At 45.3% G+C, this 20,023-nt stretch carries 18 protein-coding genes; 10 read left to right on the forward strand and 8 right to left on the reverse strand.

Going from position 1 to position 20,023, the window contains the following annotated elements; genetic code table 11:
* The first annotated feature begins 72 nt into the window (after positions 1 to 72).
* The gene (locus QZZ54_RS16945) at positions 73 to 1,368 is read left to right on the forward strand and encodes a M18 family aminopeptidase (RefSeq protein ID WP_290704804.1); all 1,296 of its coding nucleotides are present in this window, start codon (positions 73 to 75) and stop codon (positions 1,366 to 1,368) included.
* Between the two features lie 426 nt (positions 1,369 to 1,794).
* Complete coding sequence (gene rluF, locus QZZ54_RS16950; protein WP_290704688.1) at positions 1,795 to 2,664, forward strand: 23S rRNA pseudouridine(2604) synthase RluF; 870 nt, start codon at positions 1,795 to 1,797, stop codon at positions 2,662 to 2,664.
* Positions 2,665 to 2,827: 163 nt separating this feature from the next.
* Here the strand turns inward: rluF and QZZ54_RS16955 are convergent, their stop codons facing one another.
* Entirely contained in the window at positions 2,828 to 3,436 is a 609-nt protein-coding gene (locus QZZ54_RS16955; protein WP_290704691.1) for a helix-turn-helix domain-containing protein, read from the reverse strand.
* Between the two features lie 129 nt (positions 3,437 to 3,565).
* Here QZZ54_RS16955 and QZZ54_RS16960 point away from each other — a divergent pair, with 129 nt between their 5' ends.
* The 5 genes from QZZ54_RS16960 to QZZ54_RS16980 all read left to right on the forward strand — a co-directional run bounded on the left by QZZ54_RS16960 (position 3,566) and on the right by QZZ54_RS16980 (position 6,619).
* Positions 3,566 to 4,714 carry a benzoate/H(+) symporter BenE family transporter gene (locus QZZ54_RS16960; protein WP_290704693.1) on the forward strand — a complete coding sequence of 383 codons (1,149 nt, stop codon included), beginning with the start codon at positions 3,566 to 3,568 and terminating at the stop codon, positions 4,712 to 4,714.
* A gap of 105 nt (positions 4,715 to 4,819) precedes the next feature.
* Positions 4,820 to 4,996: a hypothetical protein gene (locus QZZ54_RS16965; protein WP_290704695.1), complete on the forward strand. Its 177-nt coding sequence runs from the start codon at positions 4,820 to 4,822 to the stop codon at positions 4,994 to 4,996.
* A 195-nt stretch (positions 4,997 to 5,191) separates the two neighbouring features.
* Positions 5,192 to 5,401, forward strand: coding sequence for a hypothetical protein (locus QZZ54_RS16970; RefSeq protein ID WP_290704698.1), 210 nt, complete (start codon positions 5,192 to 5,194; stop codon positions 5,399 to 5,401).
* Between the two features lie 305 nt (positions 5,402 to 5,706).
* Positions 5,707 to 6,048, forward strand: a complete 342-nt coding sequence (locus tag QZZ54_RS16975; protein ID WP_290704701.1) for a PBPRA1643 family SWIM/SEC-C metal-binding motif protein — start codon at positions 5,707 to 5,709, stop codon at positions 6,046 to 6,048.
* A gap of 58 nt (positions 6,049 to 6,106) precedes the next feature.
* Positions 6,107 to 6,619: an RNA methyltransferase gene (locus QZZ54_RS16980; protein WP_290704703.1), complete on the forward strand. Its 513-nt coding sequence runs from the start codon at positions 6,107 to 6,109 to the stop codon at positions 6,617 to 6,619.
* A 78-nt stretch (positions 6,620 to 6,697) separates the two neighbouring features.
* On the opposite strand, the gene QZZ54_RS16985 is transcribed toward QZZ54_RS16980, so the two are convergent.
* Together QZZ54_RS16985 and QZZ54_RS16990 are read right to left on the reverse strand one after the other, a co-directional pair.
* Positions 6,698 to 7,030 carry a DUF1840 domain-containing protein gene (locus QZZ54_RS16985; RefSeq protein WP_290704706.1) on the reverse strand — a complete coding sequence of 111 codons (333 nt, stop codon included), beginning with the start codon at positions 7,028 to 7,030 and terminating at the stop codon, positions 6,698 to 6,700.
* A gap of 91 nt (positions 7,031 to 7,121) precedes the next feature.
* Positions 7,122 to 8,522 (reverse strand): hypothetical protein, encoded by a 1,401-nt coding sequence (locus QZZ54_RS16990; RefSeq protein WP_290704708.1) that lies wholly within the window; start codon positions 8,520 to 8,522, stop codon positions 7,122 to 7,124.
* A 296-nt stretch (positions 8,523 to 8,818) separates the two neighbouring features.
* Here QZZ54_RS16990 and modA point away from each other — a divergent pair, with 296 nt between their 5' ends.
* From modA to modC, 3 genes are read left to right on the forward strand one after another with little or no spacing between them, the layout of a single operon-like run.
* Complete coding sequence (modA, locus tag QZZ54_RS16995; protein WP_290704711.1) at positions 8,819 to 9,613, forward strand: molybdate ABC transporter substrate-binding protein; 795 nt, start codon at positions 8,819 to 8,821, stop codon at positions 9,611 to 9,613.
* A 45-nt stretch (positions 9,614 to 9,658) separates the two neighbouring features.
* A complete protein-coding gene (gene modB / locus QZZ54_RS17000) occupies positions 9,659 to 10,324 on the forward strand; it encodes a molybdate ABC transporter permease subunit (RefSeq protein WP_290704714.1) in 666 nt (221 codons plus the stop codon).
* Complete coding sequence (gene modC / locus QZZ54_RS17005; RefSeq protein ID WP_290704716.1) at positions 10,321 to 11,406, forward strand: molybdenum ABC transporter ATP-binding protein; 1,086 nt, start codon at positions 10,321 to 10,323, stop codon at positions 11,404 to 11,406. The genes modB and modC overlap by 4 nt, the downstream gene beginning before the upstream one ends.
* Before the next feature lie 120 nt (positions 11,407 to 11,526).
* On the opposite strand, the gene QZZ54_RS17010 is transcribed toward modC, so the two are convergent.
* From QZZ54_RS17010 to rnr, 5 genes are all read right to left on the reverse strand, one after another.
* Positions 11,527 to 12,378 carry an ABC transporter permease gene (locus QZZ54_RS17010; protein WP_290704719.1) on the reverse strand — a complete coding sequence of 284 codons (852 nt, stop codon included), beginning with the start codon at positions 12,376 to 12,378 and terminating at the stop codon, positions 11,527 to 11,529.
* Positions 12,379 to 12,382: 4 nt separating this feature from the next.
* A complete protein-coding gene (locus QZZ54_RS17015) occupies positions 12,383 to 13,648 on the reverse strand; it encodes an ABC transporter permease (protein WP_290704722.1) in 1,266 nt (421 codons plus the stop codon).
* Positions 13,649 to 13,842: 194 nt separating this feature from the next.
* The gene (locus QZZ54_RS17020; RefSeq protein ID WP_290704725.1) at positions 13,843 to 14,937 is read right to left on the reverse strand and encodes an ABC transporter substrate-binding protein; all 1,095 of its coding nucleotides are present in this window, start codon (positions 14,935 to 14,937) and stop codon (positions 13,843 to 13,845) included.
* 111 nt (positions 14,938 to 15,048) lie between these two features.
* Complete coding sequence (locus QZZ54_RS17025; RefSeq protein ID WP_290704728.1) at positions 15,049 to 16,149, reverse strand: ABC transporter ATP-binding protein; 1,101 nt, start codon at positions 16,147 to 16,149, stop codon at positions 15,049 to 15,051.
* Between the two features lie 1,164 nt (positions 16,150 to 17,313).
* On the reverse strand, positions 17,314 to 19,665 hold the full coding sequence (gene rnr / locus QZZ54_RS17030; protein ID WP_290704733.1) for a ribonuclease R: 2,352 nt from the start codon (positions 19,663 to 19,665) through the stop codon (positions 17,314 to 17,316).
* Between the last annotated feature and the right edge of the window lie 358 nt (positions 19,666 to 20,023).

Consider the following 20,023-nt stretch of genomic DNA (forward strand, 5'->3'; position numbering starts at 1 on the left):
AGCGAACTCCGCTCTTATTTTTGAAATTGAACTATTAGAAATTCTGCCTCACGAAAAGGCTGACCAAAAATGATGGAACAACAGCAGTTTAATGCACAGTTATTTGAATTTCTGGCGGATGCGCCTACACCATTTCATGCGGTTTATGAGATGCGTGGTTGGTTGCAACAAGCCGGCTATATTGAACTTGAAGAGCAAAACGCCTGGAATGTAAATCCGGGTGGTCGTTATTTTATTGTGCGCAATGAATCCTCAATTATTGCCTGGAATATGCCCGCGAACGCGGATCTGATTAGTTCAGGCATGCGCATGGTCGGAGCTCATACCGATAGTCCCTGTTTGAAGGTTAAGCCAAATCCTGAAACCGTACGTCAGGGATGTCTGCGGTTGGGTGTTGAAGTTTACGGTGGAGCGTTACTGAATCCCTGGTTTGACCGGGATCTCTCGCTGGCCGGACGGGTCAGTTATATTGGTTTAGACGGCGTTGTTAAAAGTGAGTTAATAGACTTCACAAGACCTGTAGCCATTATCCCAAGTCTGGCGATTCACCTTGACCGTGAAGCGAATAAGGATAGAACTGTTAATCCGCAAAATGATATGCCGCCGATCATGGCGCAGCTGCATGGAGACGGGAAAGCTGAGTTACGTCAGTTGTTAAAGAAAGAGCTGGCCACGCTGAACATCGATGATGTTGATGAAGTGCTGGACTATGAACTGTTTTTCTATGATGTCCAGAAGCCTTCTTATATTGGTCTGGATAACGAGTTTTTTGCTTCAGCCCGTCTGGATAACCTGCTGAGCTGTTTTATTGGTCTACAGGCTCTAATTGAATCAGATACTGATCAGGGCGCTTTGCTGGTCTGTAATGATCATGAAGAAGTGGGGAGTATGAGTGCTGCTGGCGCTCAGGGGCCTATGTTGAAACAGCTACTGGAACGCTTACTGCCTGACCCGGAATCCCGTAGCCGAATGATCGCCAACTCGATGATGGTATCGGTAGATAATGCCCACGCTGTGCATCCTAACTTTGCCGATAAGCATGATGGAAATCATGGTCCCCGGATGAACAGTGGTGCAGTAATAAAAACTAACGCCAATCAACGTTATGCGTCTAACAGCGAGACCTCAGCGTTATTCCGCCACATAGCGCAACAGGAAGGGGTTACACTTCAGTCTTTCGTTGTGCGTAGTGATATGGCCTGCGGTAGTACGATAGGGCCGATTACCGCTGCTGAGATCGGGGTTAAAACCATTGATATTGGTGTGCCGCAGCTGGCTATGCATTCTATCCGTGAATTGGCAGGTAGTGATGACCCGGTTAATCTGGCGAAAGTGTTGTGTCGTTTCTATCAGCAGAGCAGTGTCTAACGCTAATTTCTATCTGACTGCGTCTATACAGCGGTAAACTAGGACCGGGTTACAGAAATGTGCTCGGTCTTTTTAGTTGGATTCTTTGTTAATTTGTAGAAGCCCCCAGCACGAGATACCCATTTTTGTCTTTTAATTCACTTTGACGAAGGGCAGAGAAAAATAGAATCTTACGGGAGGTCTCCGGCTATTAAAAAGTTTCCCTGAAAGAACCACATTGTTCAAAGTGGCTACCGAGCCATGTCAGGTGGAAGACTAAAATGTGCTATATCAGGTGGCGGGTGTGTCTTAGATCTTAGGATATCTAGTTCTACGATACGCTGTTTGTGCAGATGAAGAGTAATGTGCCGGTGCTTACTTTGATGAAATATTTGATCTGATTCGTTAATCAATTCATTATGCTGCAAAATATTTAGAGAAATTCAGATGTTGACCCCCTCAGAGACCCGTTTAAACAAGTACATTAGCGAAAGTGGTATCTGTTCCCGAAGGGATGCGGATCGTTTTATTGAGCAGGGTAACGTGTTCGTTAATGGAAAACGCGCGTCTATTGGCGATAAAGTCTCACCGGGCGATCTGGTCAAGGTTAATGGTCAGGCGATTGATCCAGAGGAAGCTGAAGATTTTGTCTTTATCGCCTTGAATAAACCGGTTGGGGTTGTCAGTACTACGGAAGGCAGCGAGCGCAACAATATTGTTGATTTTGTAAATCACAGCACCCGTGTTTTTCCAATCGGCCGCTTGGATAAAGATTCACAGGGATTAATCTTTTTGACTAATAATGGTGACCTGGTCAATAAGATACTGCGTGCAGGAAATAAGCATGAAAAAGAGTATCTGGTTACCGTTAATAAGCCGATAACCGATGACTTTATTGCTGGCATGATTGCTGGTGTGCCGATGCTGGGTGTTGTTACCAAGAAATGTAAGATCGTTAAAGAATCGCCTAAAGTATTCAGAATCACCCTGATTCAGGGCCTGAACCGCCAAATTCGTCGAATGTGCGAACACTTTAATTATGAGGTAACAAAGCTAGATAGGGTTCGCATTATGAATGTCGATCTCAAAGGTTTGCCCGTTGGCGAATGGCGTGATCTGACAGAAACTGAGATGCAGGTGATTTTAAAAGCCGCAGCGGGTTCCTCTTCTGAAGCGCCGGCTGATCGAAAAAAGGCGAAAACAGCCCCACGTAACCAGAAAAAGTCCAAAGCGAGCGATACGAGAGATAAGCCAAAACCGGGTGATAGTCCTAGAGGAAAATCTGGTCGTCCACCCAGAAAAGCCCGTAGGCGTTAAGCGTAATTCCTGTTTCTAGGATGGTTTTTGCTAGTTGGGATAAAAAACGTATCCCAGCCTACTAGCTGAGGTGAATTCTGCTTAGGTTTAAAGTTAAAAATTAGGATGCGTTTGAGCCGCTAATTGCAGTGGTGAAAACCGCTCAATCAACATAAATTGATTGTTATTCACAGCTTCCCTGGTCGTAGTGTATTACGTTATGAAACACAGCAGGCGAGGTACTATTATTTCGGTATCCATGGAGCTTGTCAGCAGTAAAGCGGACAGCTTCCCCCCTAGTCAGTTTAATCCACTCACCCTCCAGTAGTAATTCCATTTCACCGCATATGACGATGATATGCTCTGTCGTCCCTTGCATATGCGGCTCTGATATCCGTTGATAGCCCGGTAAGAGGGTTAGTTCAAACATCTCAAAGCCAAACCGTTCGTCATAGGGAAAAATTGACGTAACAGGGGCGTTGTCGCTCTCCAAAGGTGTATGCCGCGTAGAAGTTACCCGTATAATAGTTTCATTATTGGGGTCAACTGGGGGTTCCAAAAAGCTGGAAAGTGATTTATGAAAACCAGTCGAAATTTTCCACATTGTCGATATAGTTGGACTGGACTCCCCCCGCTCGATCTGTCCTAACATCGCCTTACTTACCCCGGTTTCACTGGCAGCCCGATCAAGGCTCCAGCTTTTTTCCTGTCTCAGCTTCTTTAAGGTTGTTGCGAGATACTGATTCACTTCCTGCACGGCTAATTCCAATAAGGGCTTTTTAATGGTTTTCATTGTGCGTTATAGCGCACAGTGATAGTCTTTCCTTTCGGGCGTTATAGCGCACGATCCGATTATAGAGTGTAAGAGGTTGTGGCAATGGGATCAACGAGGGATCGACCAGGTATAAAGAGATTCTTTAGCTTGTCTCACTTTTCTGCAGGTTTTGTAGCGGTATTGGTTGGTTATACCAGTTCTGCTGTGATCATTTTTCAGGCTGCAGGCGCTGCCGGCGCCTCAGCAGCAGAGATTAGTTCTTGGCTATGGGCGCTGGGTATTGGCATGGCGCTCACCACTATAGGATTGTCACTATATTTCCGGGCACCGATTTTAACCGCTTGGTCGACACCGGGTGCAGCACTTTTAGTAACGGCGCTCTTAGGTATCCCTCTGAATGAAGCGATCGGTATTTTTATCTTCAGCTCTGGCTTGATTTTGTTCTGTGGTATTACGGGTTGGTTTGAAAAGGTAATGCACCAGATTCCCATGTCTTTAGCCGGTGCTATGTTGGCAGGTGTGTTGCTGCAATTTTCTATTGATCTGTTCAATATCCTTGAGTCGGAGTTGCTGTTAGTCGGTTTGATGTTGACCGCTTTTATTTTGGTTAAACTTGTATTGCCCAGGTATTGCATTCCCATTGTCTTGTTGACTGGGGCTGTAATGGCGTTGTTTCAGGGTCAGCTTCATATTGATACACTAAGCTTGGAACTTTCAATACCGATTTGGGTTACCCCTGCTTTCTCGCTACAAAACCTTATAGGCGTTGGTATCCCGCTGTTTATCATCACTCTGGCATCACAGAATGTGCCCGGTGTCGCTGTGCTGCGGGCTAATGGTTATGATACGCCGGTATCGCCATTGTTAACCTGGACTGGGCTGACAGGCGTGCTACTTGCTCCCTTTGGGGGTTTCTCATTTAATCTTGCTGCGATTACAGCGGCAATCTGTATGGGCAAGGAAGCGGGAGAGGATCCCACTCAACGTTACTTTGCTGCGGTATGGGCAGGTTTCTTTTATCTGTTAACAGGGTTGTTTGGTTCGACGATAGCGGCTCTGTTTACCGCTTTCCCATCCGCGCTGGTCATGACGATTGCGGGACTGGCGTTAATGAGTACTATTGGCAATAGCTTAGCGGCGGCATTAGCCGATCCGGGTGAAAGGGAGGCTGCATTTATAACCTTCCTTGTGACCGCTTCAGATCTGAACCTGTTAGGGATTAGTAGTGCCTTTTGGGGGTTAAGTTTTGGTTTGATTCTGTACTTTCTGCAGAGCTCTACAAGAGAAAATTCCTGACAGATTAGACTTTTCCCATCTTAATCGTGACTTTTAGATGCAAATCCCCATTAGAGCAGTAAAAAATGCTAGAATGGAGTTTATTACAAAAAGGGAGCTTTTTTCATGGCAGTAAAGTCTAAAAAATCAGCGTCAAGCGAAACCCACGATTCCATAGCCGAACAGACAGCTGCTTTTCTTAAAGCTGGTGGTGAAATTCAGCAGATAAAGAAGGGTGTCTCTGGACAGGTTAATACCTCAGGTCCTCGCCAGATAGTTCTGGGAAAGCCCTCCGGTCGATAGTATCGTTTAAGCAGGTGGACCCAAACTGATTTGAAGCAAATTGGTTTTCGATAGTCTGGCTCATAATTTTTGCATTTTTACTCAGCACTTTTGTCTGCAGCTCAGGTGACAACCCTTGTTACCCCTGTTGTGTTATCCCTGGCAAACTATTTAGCAAACCAAATACTTTCAACACTATGATTGGATTTTATATTAATGACGACCAAAGCATTTACACTGCAGAGGATATGTATCTTTGCAGGAAAGGAGTTCGACCCTGGCTCCGATGAGCAGGTAAACGAAGTTCTTCGCAATAAGTTCAATATCTACCTTCCACAACGTCGCTCTTTGAACGAAGCTTTGGAAGCAGTGGCCAGTGACAGCGACATTATTGATTTGATTTTAGAATATCGTTTAATGCAGTAATCGAATTAGCATAACTTCTCAGATGGGAATTATGGCGGATCGAGTCAGGTCCAGAAACATCTATATCTGTTCAGAGCTAATCCTTTATTAATTAAATACTCTCTGTTCAGGTACTTATATGTATTATTTCAGCGCTATTGCTTTAATTATGTCTATTTCATTTATTGCGGGCTGCTCTCCTATCCCTGACCTTCCTGGTCCTTTGGGAATTCCTGGTTTGTAACTATTTAGCAAATTGAACAAAGTAGTTATTGTATTTACGTGGTAAGATCCTCTGCTTTTTTAAACCTGATTGAGAGTCTCAGATGTCCGATAAGTTTTTCTTCAAAGGCCGGCAGGATGCTCGTCAAAGTCACATTGGTGGCGGCTATAATACTAAGGCGAGCCATAAAGCGGGCACACAAAAATTTCCGTTGAGCCTGACTGTGACGGATGAAGCGCGCAAAAAAGAAGTGGAAACTTTGGTTGCAGAAGCAGGCCTTTATGCTGATATTGCGGTTGATAGCACTGAGGGTGCTGTTGAATCTATAGTGGGATTTGAGGCTTTGATAAACAAAGGTTCAACGGTGACCATAGAAAAGACACCAGCCAGAAATGATCCATGCAGCTGTGGTAGTGGTAAGAAATATAAGAAGTGCTGCGGTTAGTTTATTACTGTTTTGTTAAGATTATTCCGCTAACAATTATTCATAGAAGGGCTTTAGAGTGGAGAGCGAAGGTTCAGCTGCTATCGCATTGTGTAATCCCAAAAGCCCCTCAAATGTTGGCGCGGTGATGCGTGCTGCAGGCTGTTATGGTGCTACTGCGATCTATTATACGGGCACCCGATTTGAGCATGCGGCTAAGTATCATTTGGATACTAAAAACGTAAATCAAAAAATCCCCTTAACGTCCGTAGAGTCTTTTGTCGAGCTTGCTGATAAGCATCAAAAACTTGTGTGCGTAGAACTCGCAGAAGGTGCAATACCTCTGCCTGAGTTTAACCACCCTGATAATGCACTTTACATTTTCGGTCCAGAGGACGGTTCTATCGAGCAATCTATTGTAAATATGGCTGATGCGGTTGTGTATGTTCCTACGGTAGGTTGTATGAATCTGGCTGCTACTGTCAATGTGCTGCTCTATGATCGAATGGCTAAACAGGAACAAGTTATTGACCATAGCGAACGGGTCAAAAAAAGTCGTGATGTGAATAATCGACTGGTTTTTAAAAGGTAGATAGGCTGTTAAAAGAGTTCTGGTTACGCACTATTTTTAGTTAGGTAATCCAGGTCACTGCTTGAATCAATAGCGGCATCAAAATCCAGTGTCGAGTTTGCTACTGGCGCTCCAGATTACATCGCATTCTTCTATAATGGCAGCTTTTAATAACTGGATCATCGGAAAGGCCTGGTTGGCAAGGGCTATTGGTGGTTCATCGTTGTTAGTTACGCTGGTGGCTTCTGTAATCGACTGTTGTTTATCTCCTGCAATGCTTGTTTCCAGTTGAGTCAGTGCTGCGGGGATGTCTATTGCCAGTATGGCGCCGGGTATCTTATTACTCTTCCCCATCAAACCTAGTAGTTTTAATGCAGTGTCTTCAAACATTGTTATATTTGCGCAGGCTGAACATGAAAATGTAATCAGCATTATTAACTCCTTTAATGTTCATTTCTATTATTTAGCAGTGAAGAGACTGCCAGTGGGTATGGAGAAACCTGTTTTTGCATGTCATAGCCTGTTACTGAGCTATCGAAATGTAGAGGTCATCCAACTGATTATTAGATTCATCCTGTGTAGGACTCTTCTCAGTGTTAAGCTTTGTAGCAGGTATTTCGTTTAGCTTTGAATTGTTGACAGGTTTAATGGTTTTAGAGCTTTCGGATGTGCTGACTTTGTTGTTAAGACGCTGATTGTCCTCAAAGTCCTGATCTTTACATTTTTTACAAGCTTCAGAATTAATACGGTAGGTTTCACCGGTATTCAGTATCAGGTGCAGTGAGTTGATTCCGTTGAGTTCTTCTTGCCTCAGTACTATGCCCTGGTTATCAGTATGGTGAGTACACTCAGGGTTGTCTTCCGTGGGTTCTACTAGGTACCCGACCAGAGAGCTATTTTCAGAACCTGAGAACGCTTTAAATATTGCTTCACCAACAGCAAACCATCGGGCTAGCTCCAGAATATTTACAGCCTGGGCTGCCGGTTTATGTGCAATGTCGTTTCTAGCTTCACGGAGATTCACAAGCCAATAGGCAAAAATATTTGGCAGGCTAAGACCGGTATATTTTCTTGCGCAAGTGTAGAGAAGTTCAATGGCAGGGGTTTGCATGTTCTCTTTCATGTGTGAGTAGACTTCATCACTGTGCTTGCTGAGCCACCATTTTAGTGATGTTTCAATAGCGGTTGCCAATATCAAAATGGCAGATTGATATGAGCCTTCAATGAAGTTATCCCAGGCAATACTGTATAAAGCAAGATGGGGCTGAGTGTTGTCCTGATCTTTAAGGCTGTCGCCAATGCTTTTAATTTCATCAGTATTTAATAGTATTGGTCGGCGTTCAAATGAGACCGGCACAGGGATCGTAATGCCCTTTTCATATGCTTGCCTGGCCGGCTCATCGAGGTGATCGTAAAGCGGTTGTAATTGTGCCTTTTCTTCTTTTGAAAATTCCCAGTGGACTATTGGTAAACTATGGGAAGGATCAAAAAATATTTTCTCGAAACTGAGTGACTGTAGACGTATCCCTTTTGAAGTCTGACGAATGCTGTTATCAACTTTTACAGTAGCTTCCTGTATTTGAGTCAGAATACGTCGGATGGTTTGGTGTAGGTCGGGGGTTAAGCTCCGCCAATTGGGGATATGAGCTGGATTATTAAAGGTTAATGCGCGAACTAGATTTTGCTGTTCATTGTCGTCTAATTCAGCCTCGGTTGAGATGGTTACACCGTCGAGATTAAACAAGACACTGTGCTGATCCCAATTAAACTTGGAATGCGAATGACTGTTAGAGAATAACAGCTGATTAGTGTATCTGATCCGTACACTAATTTTACTCATGCATAGATACCTAAGGACGACTTGAAATTTAAAAAATGATGACAAATGATAAACCTGAATGGCTTTATCAATGGCATCATTCACCAAACCTAGCGTGCTTTAATATAACGAGCATACCTGTTGGGCAAGTCCAAATAAAGTGTGGGGGTATTAATTTTTCAAGTGGTTAGTTTTTTAAGGGAGTTGAAAGTGTTCAATGGCTGAATCCGTTATTTTGACTTACGGGATGTTTTTTACGATTGAACATCTGTGATGTTCACACGAAAAGTAGTTAGGTTTTAATACGTGTCGTTGTAAAGGTTTGATTTTAAGGGGGTAGACTGTAGGTGTTTAAATGATTTTGTTCCTTAAAAGGCTTTCCCCACAACCGGGGAGTAATTATGCTAGATGTTATCCTGGCGGTTAAGTTGAGAATGGTTGTTTTGAAAATTAGATATATGAGAGTTCAGATGATCTACCTGTTGTTGCTTCTGTGGAGCAGCGGGTCTTATGCATTGGGTGTTAAAGTTGCGGTTTCATCAAATTTTACCGCTGCGGCTAAAGAGCTCGCTCAGCTATTCGAATCTCAGCAGGATACTAAAGTTTCTCTGAGCTTTGGTTCGACCGGTAAGCTCTATGCGCAGATCAGCTATGGGGCTCCATTCGATATTTTCATGTCTGCCGATGCAGATCGGCCCGCGAAATTGGTTGAGACCGGAAATGCGATTAAAGGGACTCAGTTTACCTATGCTATCGGTAAGATTGCTTTGTATAGTAAGACGGTTCCGCTGGTAGATCTGACCGTTGAGCAACTGCAATTGTTACTGCGTAGCAGTGATGTGGCGATGGCTAATCCTAAGACGGCTCCCTATGGGGTAGCAGCGCAGCAAGCGTTAGTGAAGCTAGAAGTATCAAAGCCTCTTAAAAACAAACGGGTCTACGGTGAGAATATCGCCCAGACTTATCAGTTTATTGAAACAGGAAATATTAAGTTGGGTTTTGTCTCACTTTCTCAGATGATTGCTAACCCAGATATTTCATATTGGCTGGTGCCCCAGGAATATTATCAGCCTTTAAAGCAGGACGCGGTTCTATTGGAGAGAGGGTCTGAGAATCCGGATGCAAAACAGTTTTTACACTTTCTTCGCAGTCCGCAAGCTCAGGCAATCATTCTAAGGCATGGGTATGGAGTGTAATGGAACAGCACAGTTTTGTAACAGCACAGTTAAGGAGCCACGTTTATGCTTGATGCGATTCTCCTAACTCTGAAGCTGGCAACCGTCACTACAGTCGTTCTGTTGCTGATGGGAATTCCTTTGGCATGGTGGTTATCCAGATCCAACTCTTGGTGGAGTGAAGTGGTCGCGACGCTTGTAGCGTTGCCACTAGTATTACCGCCTACCGTTTTAGGTTTTTATCTGCTTATTTTACTCAGTCCTACCAGTGCGCCAGGCCAGATGATTGAGTCTCTAATCGGTTTCCGTTTGCCTTTTACCTTCGCCGGACTGGTGGTCGGCTCGGTGGTGTATTCTATGCCGTTTGTCGTCCAGCCAATTCGCAATGCATTTGATGCAATGGGGGAGCGACCTATGGAAGTTGCCGCGACGCTCCGGGCATCACCATTAAATGCCTTTTTCAGCGTTGCGATTCCGCTGGCCAGTTCAGGTATTCTTACTGGAACAGTGCTTGGTTTTGCACATACTGTCGGTGAGTTTGGCGTAGTTCTGATGATTGGTGGAAATATCCCCGGTGAAACCCAGGTACTCTCTATCGCCATTTATGACTATGTGGAGACTATGAACTGGGGAATGGCTCACTTGCTGTCTCTAATGATGCTGGTGTTCTCGTTTCTAGTGATTCTGATTATGAACCTGTCAGAGAAAAGGCTGAGGAAAAGATTGGCATGAGTCTCTATTGCAGATTTAAGGGTAACTTAGGTCAATTTGAACTGGATGCTGAGTTTGACTTGCCGGAGAGCGGTATTTCGGTACTTTTTGGGCCTTCAGGTTGTGGTAAAACGACTCTACTGCGTTGCCTGGCCGGGCTCAATCGCCTAGAGGGACAGTTTGATATCAATGGAGAAACCTGGCAGAGCGATACGCATTTTTTGCCGGTGTATAAGCGTCCGGTAGGCTATGTGTTTCAGGAAGCGTCACTGTTTCCCCACCTGAGTGTACGGGCTAATCTGTTGTTTGGTCAGAAACGGGTAAAAACGTCCCAGAATATTAATGGCTATATCTCCTTTGATCGGTTAGTCGAGTTGTTGTCAATCGGTCCACTGTTGGAGCGTTCAGTGGTGAGGCTTTCTGGGGGAGAACGCCAGCGTATCGCGATTGCCCGGGCGCTGTTAACTAATCCTCGTCTGCTTTTGATGGATGAGCCGCTGTCAGCTTTGGATAGTCATAATAAAGCGGAAATTATTCACTATCTTGAACGGTTGCACCGGGAGCTGACCATCCCCATTATCTATGTTACTCACTCCCACGAAGAAGTGTCTAGACTGGCGGACTATGTTGTTGTCATGGAAACCGGTAAAACGGTCGCCGCAGGGGAGGTGAATGCAATATTTACCCGACTCGATCTGCCGATTCAACATGATGAAGTTGCTGGTTCTGTACTTAATGGTGTAGTGGCTGAAGCAGACCGACAGTGGGGGTTGGTGAGAGTAGCGGTAAGTGGTGAGTCAATCTGGTGTCGGGATACCGGGCTTGAGCTCGGTGATTCGGTCAGGGTAAGGGTATTGGCGCGGGATGTCAGTGTGGCGCTTAAACCCTTGGTTGATAGTAGTATTCTTAACTGTCTGCAAGCACAGATAGTAGAGATAAAAGACGATGCCAGAAATTCCATTGCATTGGTTAGGCTAGAAATCAGCGACTCAGGGGGGGAGCAATACATTGTTGCCCGATTGAGTCGAAAGTCAATATCTCAGCTGGACCTGCAGATTGGACAAAATGTCTGGGCACAAATAAAGTCTGTAGCGGTGATGTAATATCAACAGGGTATATGTGCAGAGCTGTGTGGGCCGATTGAAGCTTAAGTGAAGGGATTATAAATGAGTTAAGTTGAGGTGTTCGCCGGGAGCGGGAGCGCCCGGCGGTTCATTTTTATATTATTGCGGAGTGACGCCCCGGATAGTTTCGGATCTGCGGCGCAGATATTCCACCGTGGTGAGCAGCAATATTGACATACACACCAACATTGTTGCCACAGCCAGAATTGTCGGGCTAATCTGCTCGCGGATACCTGCCCACATCTGCATCGGTACTGTTCTCTGTTCTGCACCGGCAATGAACAGTGCTACAACCACTTCATCAACCGATGTCATCAAAGCAAACAATCCTCCGGAAATAACACCGGTCATAATCAGCGGCACAGTAATTTTAAAGAAGGCATAGGTTGGTGTTGCACCTAAACTGGTAGCGGCTCTGACCAGGTTGTGATCAAAACCGCTCAGCGTCGCTGTAACGGTAATTACCACAAAGGGCGTCCCTAAGGCTGTGTGCGCCAGAATCAAACCTAAATAGCTCTGTGAGACCCCTATCGATGAATAGAAAAAGAACATCCCTGCTGCTGATATGATTAAGGGCACAATCATTGGAGATATCAATAACCCCATGATCAGACCTTTATATGGCAGCTCTGAGCGACTCAGTCCGAGGGCTGCCAGAGTACCCAGAATCATCGATAGAATGGTTGAACAAACAGCGACAATAAAGGTGTTCTGGATCGCATTCATCCAACGTTCGCTGCCAAAAAACTCTTGATACCAGCGCATTGAATAGGCATCAGGGTCAAATGCCAACATTCCCTCTGTAAAACTGAAATAGGGCTCAATATTGAATGATAGCGGAATAATAATTAGCAGCGGCGAAATTAGAAAAATAAATACTAGTCCGCAAAAGGCACGAAACGCGTAGTACCAGAATGTTTCCAAGGGCCCTGCATAGGATGGAAGTGCCATGGTGTTACCTCAAAGTCATCTGATTGTTATTGCCTACAAGACGGCTATAAAGGGCATATATACCCATTACAAGTACTAATAGCATTACGCCGAGTGCAGCAGCGAGGCCCCAGTTAAGTGAACCCTGCATGTGATAGGCAATCATGTTGCCGATAAACTGACCTGACTGGCCACCAACCAACGCTGGAGTGATGTAATATCCGATTGCCAGTATGAAGACCAAAATTGCACCAGCGGAAATACCAGGTACTGATTGAGGTAGGTAAACACGGAAAAAAGCGGTGAAAGGCGTCGCACCTAATGAACGAGCCGCTCGCATGTAACTGGGCGGAATTGTCTTCATTACTGAGTACAGGGGCAGAATCATAAATGGCAGCAAAATATGGGTCATAGTGATGACTGTGCCTGTGGCGTTGTAGATCATGCTTAGGCGATTATCATCTGCTACCAGTCCAAACCATACCAAAATGTCATTAATCACACCCTGACCCTGTAACAAGGCTATCCATGAAGAGGTTCGCACCAGCAAGGAGGTCCAGAAGGGCAGCAGTACTAGAATCATAAGGGCGTTGGCTATGCCCATCGGTAACGAAGCTAGCAGGTAGGAAACGGGGTAGCCCAGTAGTAATGTTAACAGGGTTATCACCACCGACATCCAGACGGTGCGCCAGAGCATTTTGAGATAGACCCGTTCCTTTTCGGGCAGCATTTTAATTTCGCCGTCAGGCGTTGTTTCCATATCAAAGGCGGCAATGTAGTAAGACGCTGTCAGGCTTTTTGATTCCCGTTTTATTACTTTCCAGGTATCAATATCGCCCCAGCCGGCTTTGATTTTTATAACTTGGTCTTTATAGGGCGGCTTTAGTCGGCCGGCCTTACGTGCGGTGCCTGTTATCAAGCTACGCATCTGACTTTTTTCATAATTAAGGCGGGTTGCCGCTTTACCAATGGTACGGTTTTTGCGGCCCTCAGCAAGGTCTGTAACTAATGCAGCAAAGGTCTCCTCACCGGGAAGTTCATTTCCGTCCCAGTCAGCGAGTGCTGCGGAAGTGTTCGGCATGTACTCGATCACTTGTGGGTTATCAACAGAGCGGTATAGCATCGACACAATTGGTGCAACAAAGGTGATCATAATGAAGATAAGCAACGGAGCTACCAGGAACAGTGCCCGGAATTTTTTGCGGCGCAGGGAACGATGCATATCTGCGGTTAAAAGCTTTTGTTCTTCCGGGGTTAACTGGCCTTCGGCCTCGACAGTATTTGTCATCATGAGGAATACAAACCCTTTTTAAAGATGAATTAAATAGCGGCTGTAAAAGCTAATAGCCGCCTGCAGTTTGAGCCATCATCCAAACTCAGACCAAAAACTGAATTTTGACCGGTTAATCTACTAACCAAATTATTTAATTAGTAGTAACGCTTACAAAATTATAGGGCTCCATGTGGAGCCCTATATTTACTCTCTTATTGTACTAACCATGCGTTAAAGCGTTGACGTAGCTCATCGCCGTTATCAGCCCAGAATTCCGCATCCTTTTTAATAGGAGTCTGGAAATTTACTGGGGTAGTTGGCATGTGAGGAGCCATCTTTACACCGGTTTCTTTATGCGTATCTACCAAAGGTGCAGAAGACTTACGGGCAGGGCCGTAGGAGATATACTTAGTCTGGTCTGCAAGACGCTGAGTGTCAGTGGCAAAGCGCAGATAGTCCATAGCAGCTTTCATATTAGGCGCGCCTTTAGGGACAATATAGCCATCAAGTTCGTACAGCTGACCGTCCCAAATGATGGTGAACGGCTGTTTTTCTACTACTTGTGCGTTGAAGATGCGGCCATTATAAGCAGATGCGATGGCAACTTCTTCGTCAGCCAGCAGCTGCGGTGGTTGTGCACCGGCTTCCCACCAGATGATCGACTCTTTGATGGTATCCAATTTAGCAAAAGCACGATCTACACCCTCTGGGGTTCCGAGTACGTTATAAACTTCTTCATAAGGTACGCCGTCTGCAGCCAGTGCCCATTCCAGGTTAGCATCTGGTTTTTTCTCCAGAGCACGTTTGCCTGGGAATTTCTTAATGTCGAATACGTCAGCAATCGTATTAGGTTTCTCGCCCGGGAATGCTTTGTCGTTGAATGAGAACAGGGTGGCATAAACAATAGTTGGCACATAGCAGCCGGAGAGAGAACCTTCAATGAAGTCTTCCATGACAGGCGTGCCGTCAGCGCCTGGACTCAGATCTTTTTCATAATCTAACTCTAGTGCAAGACCATCGTCACAGGCCAAGATAGCATCGCCTTCCAGAATGTCTAGAATATCCCAGGTCACGTTACCCGCTTCAGACTGAGCACGCAGGCCAGCCAAACCGTTACCTGACTTGTCTTCATCGATGATCTTGATGCCGGTTTTAGCAGTGAAAGGATTGCTGTAGGCCTCGCGTTGAGACTTAGTATATGCCCCTCCCCAGGATACGACGGTCAGCGATTCTGCAGCGGTTGCGGCAGAAACACAAAACGCCGCACTTAATGCGATGACGGACGATAGTTTGGAAAATTTCTTCATGTGATATTTCCTCTCAGGCTTTATTATATGGCGCTTTTCTTTTGAAAACGCTGCTAAGTTGCCCATCTAAAAGCGATGGAACATTTTTTTATATTCAGCGACCTAATTTTGTCAGGCCGGATCAAGAGCACGGCAATCTTTGGAAGACCAGCCAATAGCGGTTACTCCCCCAACTTGCAGTCCTTTATTATCGGTTGAATTGGGTACTTTAACGATGAAGTCTTTATGCCCACATACATTCATTCGTACACGTTTGTGATCACCGAGGTAGATCACTTCCTCAACTTTACCGTTGAAAACGTTATCACACTGTCCCTCTACTGGATCAAGAAAGACTCGTTCAGGGCGCAGAGATAGCGTGCTCTCTTTGCCAATATCATCGGTGTTTATATCAAGGGCGGTAACTTCTTCACCGGTTGGCAAGCGAACTGTACAGATGCCATCTTGTGTTGATAGCAGGGTGCCGGACAGTTTGTTGTTCTCGCCAATAAACTGGGCAACAAAGGAATTAATCGGTTTTTCGTATAGGTCGGTAGGCGGGGCTAACTGTTGAATAACGCCGTCATTAAATACCGCTATGCGGTTAGACATGGTTAGTGCTTCAGACTGATCGTGGGTAACGTAAACGACGGTGACACCCAAGCGCTCGTGAATATGTTTGATCTCGTACTGCATCTGTTCACGCAGGTTTTTGTCCAGTGCACCAAGAGGTTCATCCATGAGGATAAGCTCAGGTTCAAATACCAATGCTCGGGCTACTGCAACACGTTGCTGCTGGCCTCCGGATAACTGAGCAGGGCGACGATCACCGAAGTTACCCAATTCGACCATATCAAGAGCTCTCTTAACCCGCTCCTCGATATCAGACTTACCCATGTTTCGTACCTGAAGAGGGAACGCGAGATTCTCAGCAACGGTCATATGGGGAAACAATGCATAGTTCTGGAAAACCATACCAATACCCCGTTTATGGGGCGCTACATTGTTGATGGTTTGTCCATTCAGGTAGATATTGCCTTTGGTCGCAGTTTCGAAGCCAGCGAGCATCATCAACGAAGTCGTTTTGCCTGAACCGGAAGGCCCAAGCATGGTTAGAAACTCACCGCGTGGGACGTCTATATTCAGGTCTTTAACTACGAGAGTCCTGCCATCGTAGCTTTTCTGAACACCCTCAAATCGTACAAAAGCCTCACTGGAAGCTGAATTTTCCATTTGTTTTTATGCCTCGCTACAATCTGTTGTTTGTTGCCTGCAAATTCAAAATAGGTAGTTAGATACAGTTTTTATTCTTTTATAACCCTACGATATTCCGAGCTAAGAGTGCAAACATAACCTTCGGAAAGCTGTAATTAAGTAATAATGTACTGTTTTATACCTATTGATGTTCTGTTTTCTCTACCTTTATTGCCTATTTGCGACATTTTACTATTTGCTTTTGACGGTTCTGTAACAGCATGGGTCGATAATGTTCTGCTCTAACTTGGTGCTGTGTTCGATTCTTACCGGCTTCGATCTCAATTTTTTGTGTTGTTATCACCTTATCTGCTCCATTTTGGTTCTATGATTCTAATGGTGAGCAGTAGAGCGGTATTGGACTTGTAGTCTGAAGTCCAGATACAACAGAGAGATGCGTTCAGGTAGAGAATTTTTGGTCGAGGGTAGATGTGGGGGAACCCCAGAGATTGTATAGAGCCTGTTGAACGATTGGATTCAAAGCAGGGTGTCTTATTATTGAGCTGAAATTTGCTATTCAATATTACGCAAAACCTTAACCAGTATATTAACTGCACTTTAGCTGTATTAAATGGACGATTAATCTAAGTTCTATCTCAAGTTTTGTCTTAAGAAACATGACAATAACTAGACTAAGAGCTTTCATTAAACGACTCGGTATTCCTTAGTCATCTGTGCATAATGAGTCTAAGCATAGACTATTATGTGATGAATGCACCATACGTGATCTACTTTTCGAATCGGTATGTTTCCTGCTATATCAATTATATAGAGGATCTGGATTCAATATGAGATGTTAAAATTGGTCAACTTAGGGGCGTTTTTGTCTGGTAAGCAGGCTGAGTGCACTGTTTATGACAGCGGAGTATAAGCGTCCCGAAAAGATTTCGTTTTTATACGACCGGATGGATCGCTATTAGATTATTGCAGCGACAGCTATAAAGTTGCAGATCTCAGTTTGAGCTGTGTACAAAATTTTAATACTAGTGGGGCTATTACACGCCGCATTTGAGGGAAATGCTGGAGGCAGGGTGTCGATCATACCCAAAGCATTAGGGTGTTTGATCGATAGATGAAGGAGACTGTCGAGTCTTCACAAAGTTAGTTCATGAAGACTCGACAGTCAGGCTCTCAGAGGGGGGGTTAGCGTTTGTATTTACCTGACCCTTTACCTCGACCACCTTTTCTTCCTTTAGGTTTCGGGGAGCTATGGTTGTCGTCTTTGACGGCTAGTTCAAACTCAATTTTGCGTTGATCCATATCGACCCGGACCACCCGAATTTGAATCTTGTCGCCGATACTAAAGGTGGCTTTAGTGCGCTCGCCAACTAAGCGTTGTTGAGCTGCATCAAACTGGTAATAATCATTATTCAGAGCAGTGACATGGACCAGACCTTCTACCTGAGTGTCATCTAACTCAATGAACAGACCGAAGTTGGTTACGCTGCTGATAACGCCGCCGAAGACATCTCCGACGTGCTCCTGCATATACTCACACTTAAGCCAGGCTTCAACATCCCAGCCCGCTTTGTCCGCACGGCGAGATACCAGCGAGCAATGTTCAGCCAGATTTTTCATCTTCGCCAGGTCATAAGGATAACTCTTGCCTGCTTCCAAAGGCTGAGCAGTCTTCACTCGATGTACTGGATCTGATCCGACACCGGTAACTTTTTTCAGTGCCCGACGCAGTACGCTACCGCTTTCGCTTTGACGAATAACCGAGCGGATTGCCCGGTGAACAAGTAGATCAGGATAGCGACGTATCGGTGAAGTAAAGTGCGCATAGGCTGGGTACGCCAGACCAAAATGGCCCTGGTTATCAGAACTGTATTCAGCCTGGCTTAGCGAACGCAGCATCATCGTACGAATAATTTGCGCATCGTTTCGTTCACCAATACCGCGTAGTAAACGATCATAATGTGCAGGTGTTGGCTTGTCGCCACCGGCCAGATTAAGGCCTCTTTCACTGAGGAATTCGCGCAGGTTGGTTAGTTTCTTTTCCCCTGGTCCTTCATGTACACGATACAGTGCTGGAAGTTCCAGTTTCTCTAGAAATTGTGCGGTAGCAACGTTAGCGCAGAGCATGAACTCTTCGATCATCTTATGAGCATCGTTACGATGCACTGGCACTATCTTATCGATTTTACGGTCTTCGGTGAATTTAAACTGTACTTCCTGCTTTTCAAAGTCGATAGAACCCCGCTTGGTGCGGGCCTTTCTCAACACTGCATATAGTTGGTGCAGAGCATGAAGGTGCGGAACAACATCGGCATGTTTACGGGCAACTGTTTTTCCAAGATCAGTTTCGGCTGCTGATACTAACGCGCCTACCTGAGTATAAGTCAGACGTGCGTGGGAGTGGATGACGGCTTCGGAGAACTTGTAGCTAGTCATTTTACCGGCTTTATTGATCGCCATCTCGCAGACCATGACGAGTCTATCGACATGGGGGTTCAGCGAGCATAAGCCATTGGATAGTGCTTCTGGCAGCATCGGTACTACGTGACCAGGAAAGTACACTGAAGTGCCTCGTTCAGCAGCTTCCTCATCCAATGGGCTTCCAGGTACTACGTAGTGTGATACATCTGCAATAGCAACAGATAAGCGCCAGCCACCAGACTTACGTTTTTCACAGTAGACGGCATCATCAAAATCACGGGCGTCTTCACCATCGATAGTGACGAAAGGAAGGTCTCTCAGATCTGCCCTGTGTTGCTTATCAGATTCACTAACGTCTTCCCCCAGTGCTTCGGCAGCTTTGAGTGCATCCTGGGGCCACTTATGAGGAATGTCGTGGTTACGAATGGCAACGTCAATCTCCATGCCTGGCGCCATAGAATCACCCAGCAGTTCGACGACCTTACCTTCCGCATTAAAGCGATTACAGGGGTATTCGGTGATCTCAACGGTGACATACTGGCCCGCTTTTGCGCCTTTTAGCTGATCATCCGGAATATCGATTTCATTACGAATACGGCTGTTTTCAGACTGTATGAAGTATTCACCGTCTTCTTCGCTTAAACGGCCGACTACTTGAGACATTTTTTGCTCAAGTACTTTGACTATCTGTCCTTCCTGGCGTCCACGACGGTCGATGCCGCTGACACGTACCTGTACGCGATCCCCATGAAAGGCTTTTAGCATCTGGCTTTCGTGTAGGTAGAGGTCATCACCATCGCCATCCTGCGACAGAAAGCCAAAACCATCGGGGTGTCCGATAACACTGCCTTTTATTAAATCTTCTTCCCGCAGCAGGCTATAGCCTTTACGAGGATCGAAGTTGAGCTGTCCATCACGCTCCATGGCGCGCAGACGACGTCGCAAGGCCTCTTTTTCTTCGCTATCAAAGAGCTTAAGTGTTTGGCCTACCTGTTCTCGGTTTAATGTTTTGCCAGGCTCATCAAACAGCCCCATGATGAATTCGCGGCCGGGAATAGGATTGCTGTATTTTTCGAAATCTCCGGCATTGATTGCCGATTTGGAGTTATTGCTCATTCTTTTCTCAAATAAACAACTGCAAACAATGCCTCGGTAGTTTGAATAATTCACTGTAATGCGGATCATACATAACGGGGCAAGATTGTAGCTGGTGTCACTCAATTCGTTGAGTGAATCAAATTAGGTTGTCTTCAGAACAGCGATTTGTCGCTACGTTTATTACGTTAATCTGAAAACCATAAATTCATGCTGAGATTTTTCATATCATATCTCGGGCATGTGACAAAAATATTTACACTGTATCTAGGTGCTCGCAGCACATAGTTACCACAGTGATTTGTATTAATCTGCGGGCCAATATTTTGGCAAAGCAGGGCGAACAACCCCGATGGAAAAAGTAGTATCCTTATTCTAG

The sequence above is a fragment of the Amphritea sp. genome (genome assembly GCF_016744155.1).
In the GTDB taxonomy this organism is placed as follows: domain Bacteria; phylum Pseudomonadota; class Gammaproteobacteria; order Pseudomonadales; family Balneatricaceae; genus Amphritea.

Excerpts from the sequence above, each read along its gene's own strand:
- QZZ54_RS16945 (WP_290704804.1), top strand. The coding sequence starts at position 73 with ATGGAACAACAGCAGTTTAATGCACAGTTATTTGAATTTCTGGCGGAT.
- rluF (WP_290704688.1), top strand. The coding sequence starts at position 1,795 with ATGTTGACCCCCTCAGAGACCCGTTTAAACAAGTACATTAGCGAAAGT.
- QZZ54_RS16955 (WP_290704691.1), bottom strand. The coding sequence starts at position 3,436 with ATGAAAACCATTAAAAAGCCCTTATTGGAATTAGCCGTGCAGGAAGTG.
- QZZ54_RS16965 (WP_290704695.1), top strand. The coding sequence starts at position 4,820 with ATGGCAGTAAAGTCTAAAAAATCAGCGTCAAGCGAAACCCACGATTCC.
- QZZ54_RS16970 (WP_290704698.1), top strand. The coding sequence starts at position 5,192 with ATGACGACCAAAGCATTTACACTGCAGAGGATATGTATCTTTGCAGGA.
- QZZ54_RS16975 (WP_290704701.1), top strand. The coding sequence starts at position 5,707 with ATGTCCGATAAGTTTTTCTTCAAAGGCCGGCAGGATGCTCGTCAAAGT.
- QZZ54_RS16985 (WP_290704706.1), bottom strand. The coding sequence starts at position 7,030 with ATGCTGATTACATTTTCATGTTCAGCCTGCGCAAATATAACAATGTTT.
- modA (WP_290704711.1), top strand. The coding sequence starts at position 8,819 with ATGCTAGATGTTATCCTGGCGGTTAAGTTGAGAATGGTTGTTTTGAAA.
- modB (WP_290704714.1), top strand. The coding sequence starts at position 9,659 with ATGCTTGATGCGATTCTCCTAACTCTGAAGCTGGCAACCGTCACTACA.
- modC (WP_290704716.1), top strand. The coding sequence starts at position 10,321 with ATGAGTCTCTATTGCAGATTTAAGGGTAACTTAGGTCAATTTGAACTG.
- QZZ54_RS17010 (WP_290704719.1), bottom strand. The coding sequence starts at position 12,378 with ATGGCACTTCCATCCTATGCAGGGCCCTTGGAAACATTCTGGTACTAC.
- QZZ54_RS17015 (WP_290704722.1), bottom strand. The coding sequence starts at position 13,648 with ATGATGACAAATACTGTCGAGGCCGAAGGCCAGTTAACCCCGGAAGAA.
- QZZ54_RS17020 (WP_290704725.1), bottom strand. The coding sequence starts at position 14,937 with ATGAAGAAATTTTCCAAACTATCGTCCGTCATCGCATTAAGTGCGGCG.
- QZZ54_RS17025 (WP_290704728.1), bottom strand. The coding sequence starts at position 16,149 with ATGGAAAATTCAGCTTCCAGTGAGGCTTTTGTACGATTTGAGGGTGTT.
- rnr (WP_290704733.1), bottom strand. The coding sequence starts at position 19,665 with ATGAGCAATAACTCCAAATCGGCAATCAATGCCGGAGATTTCGAAAAA.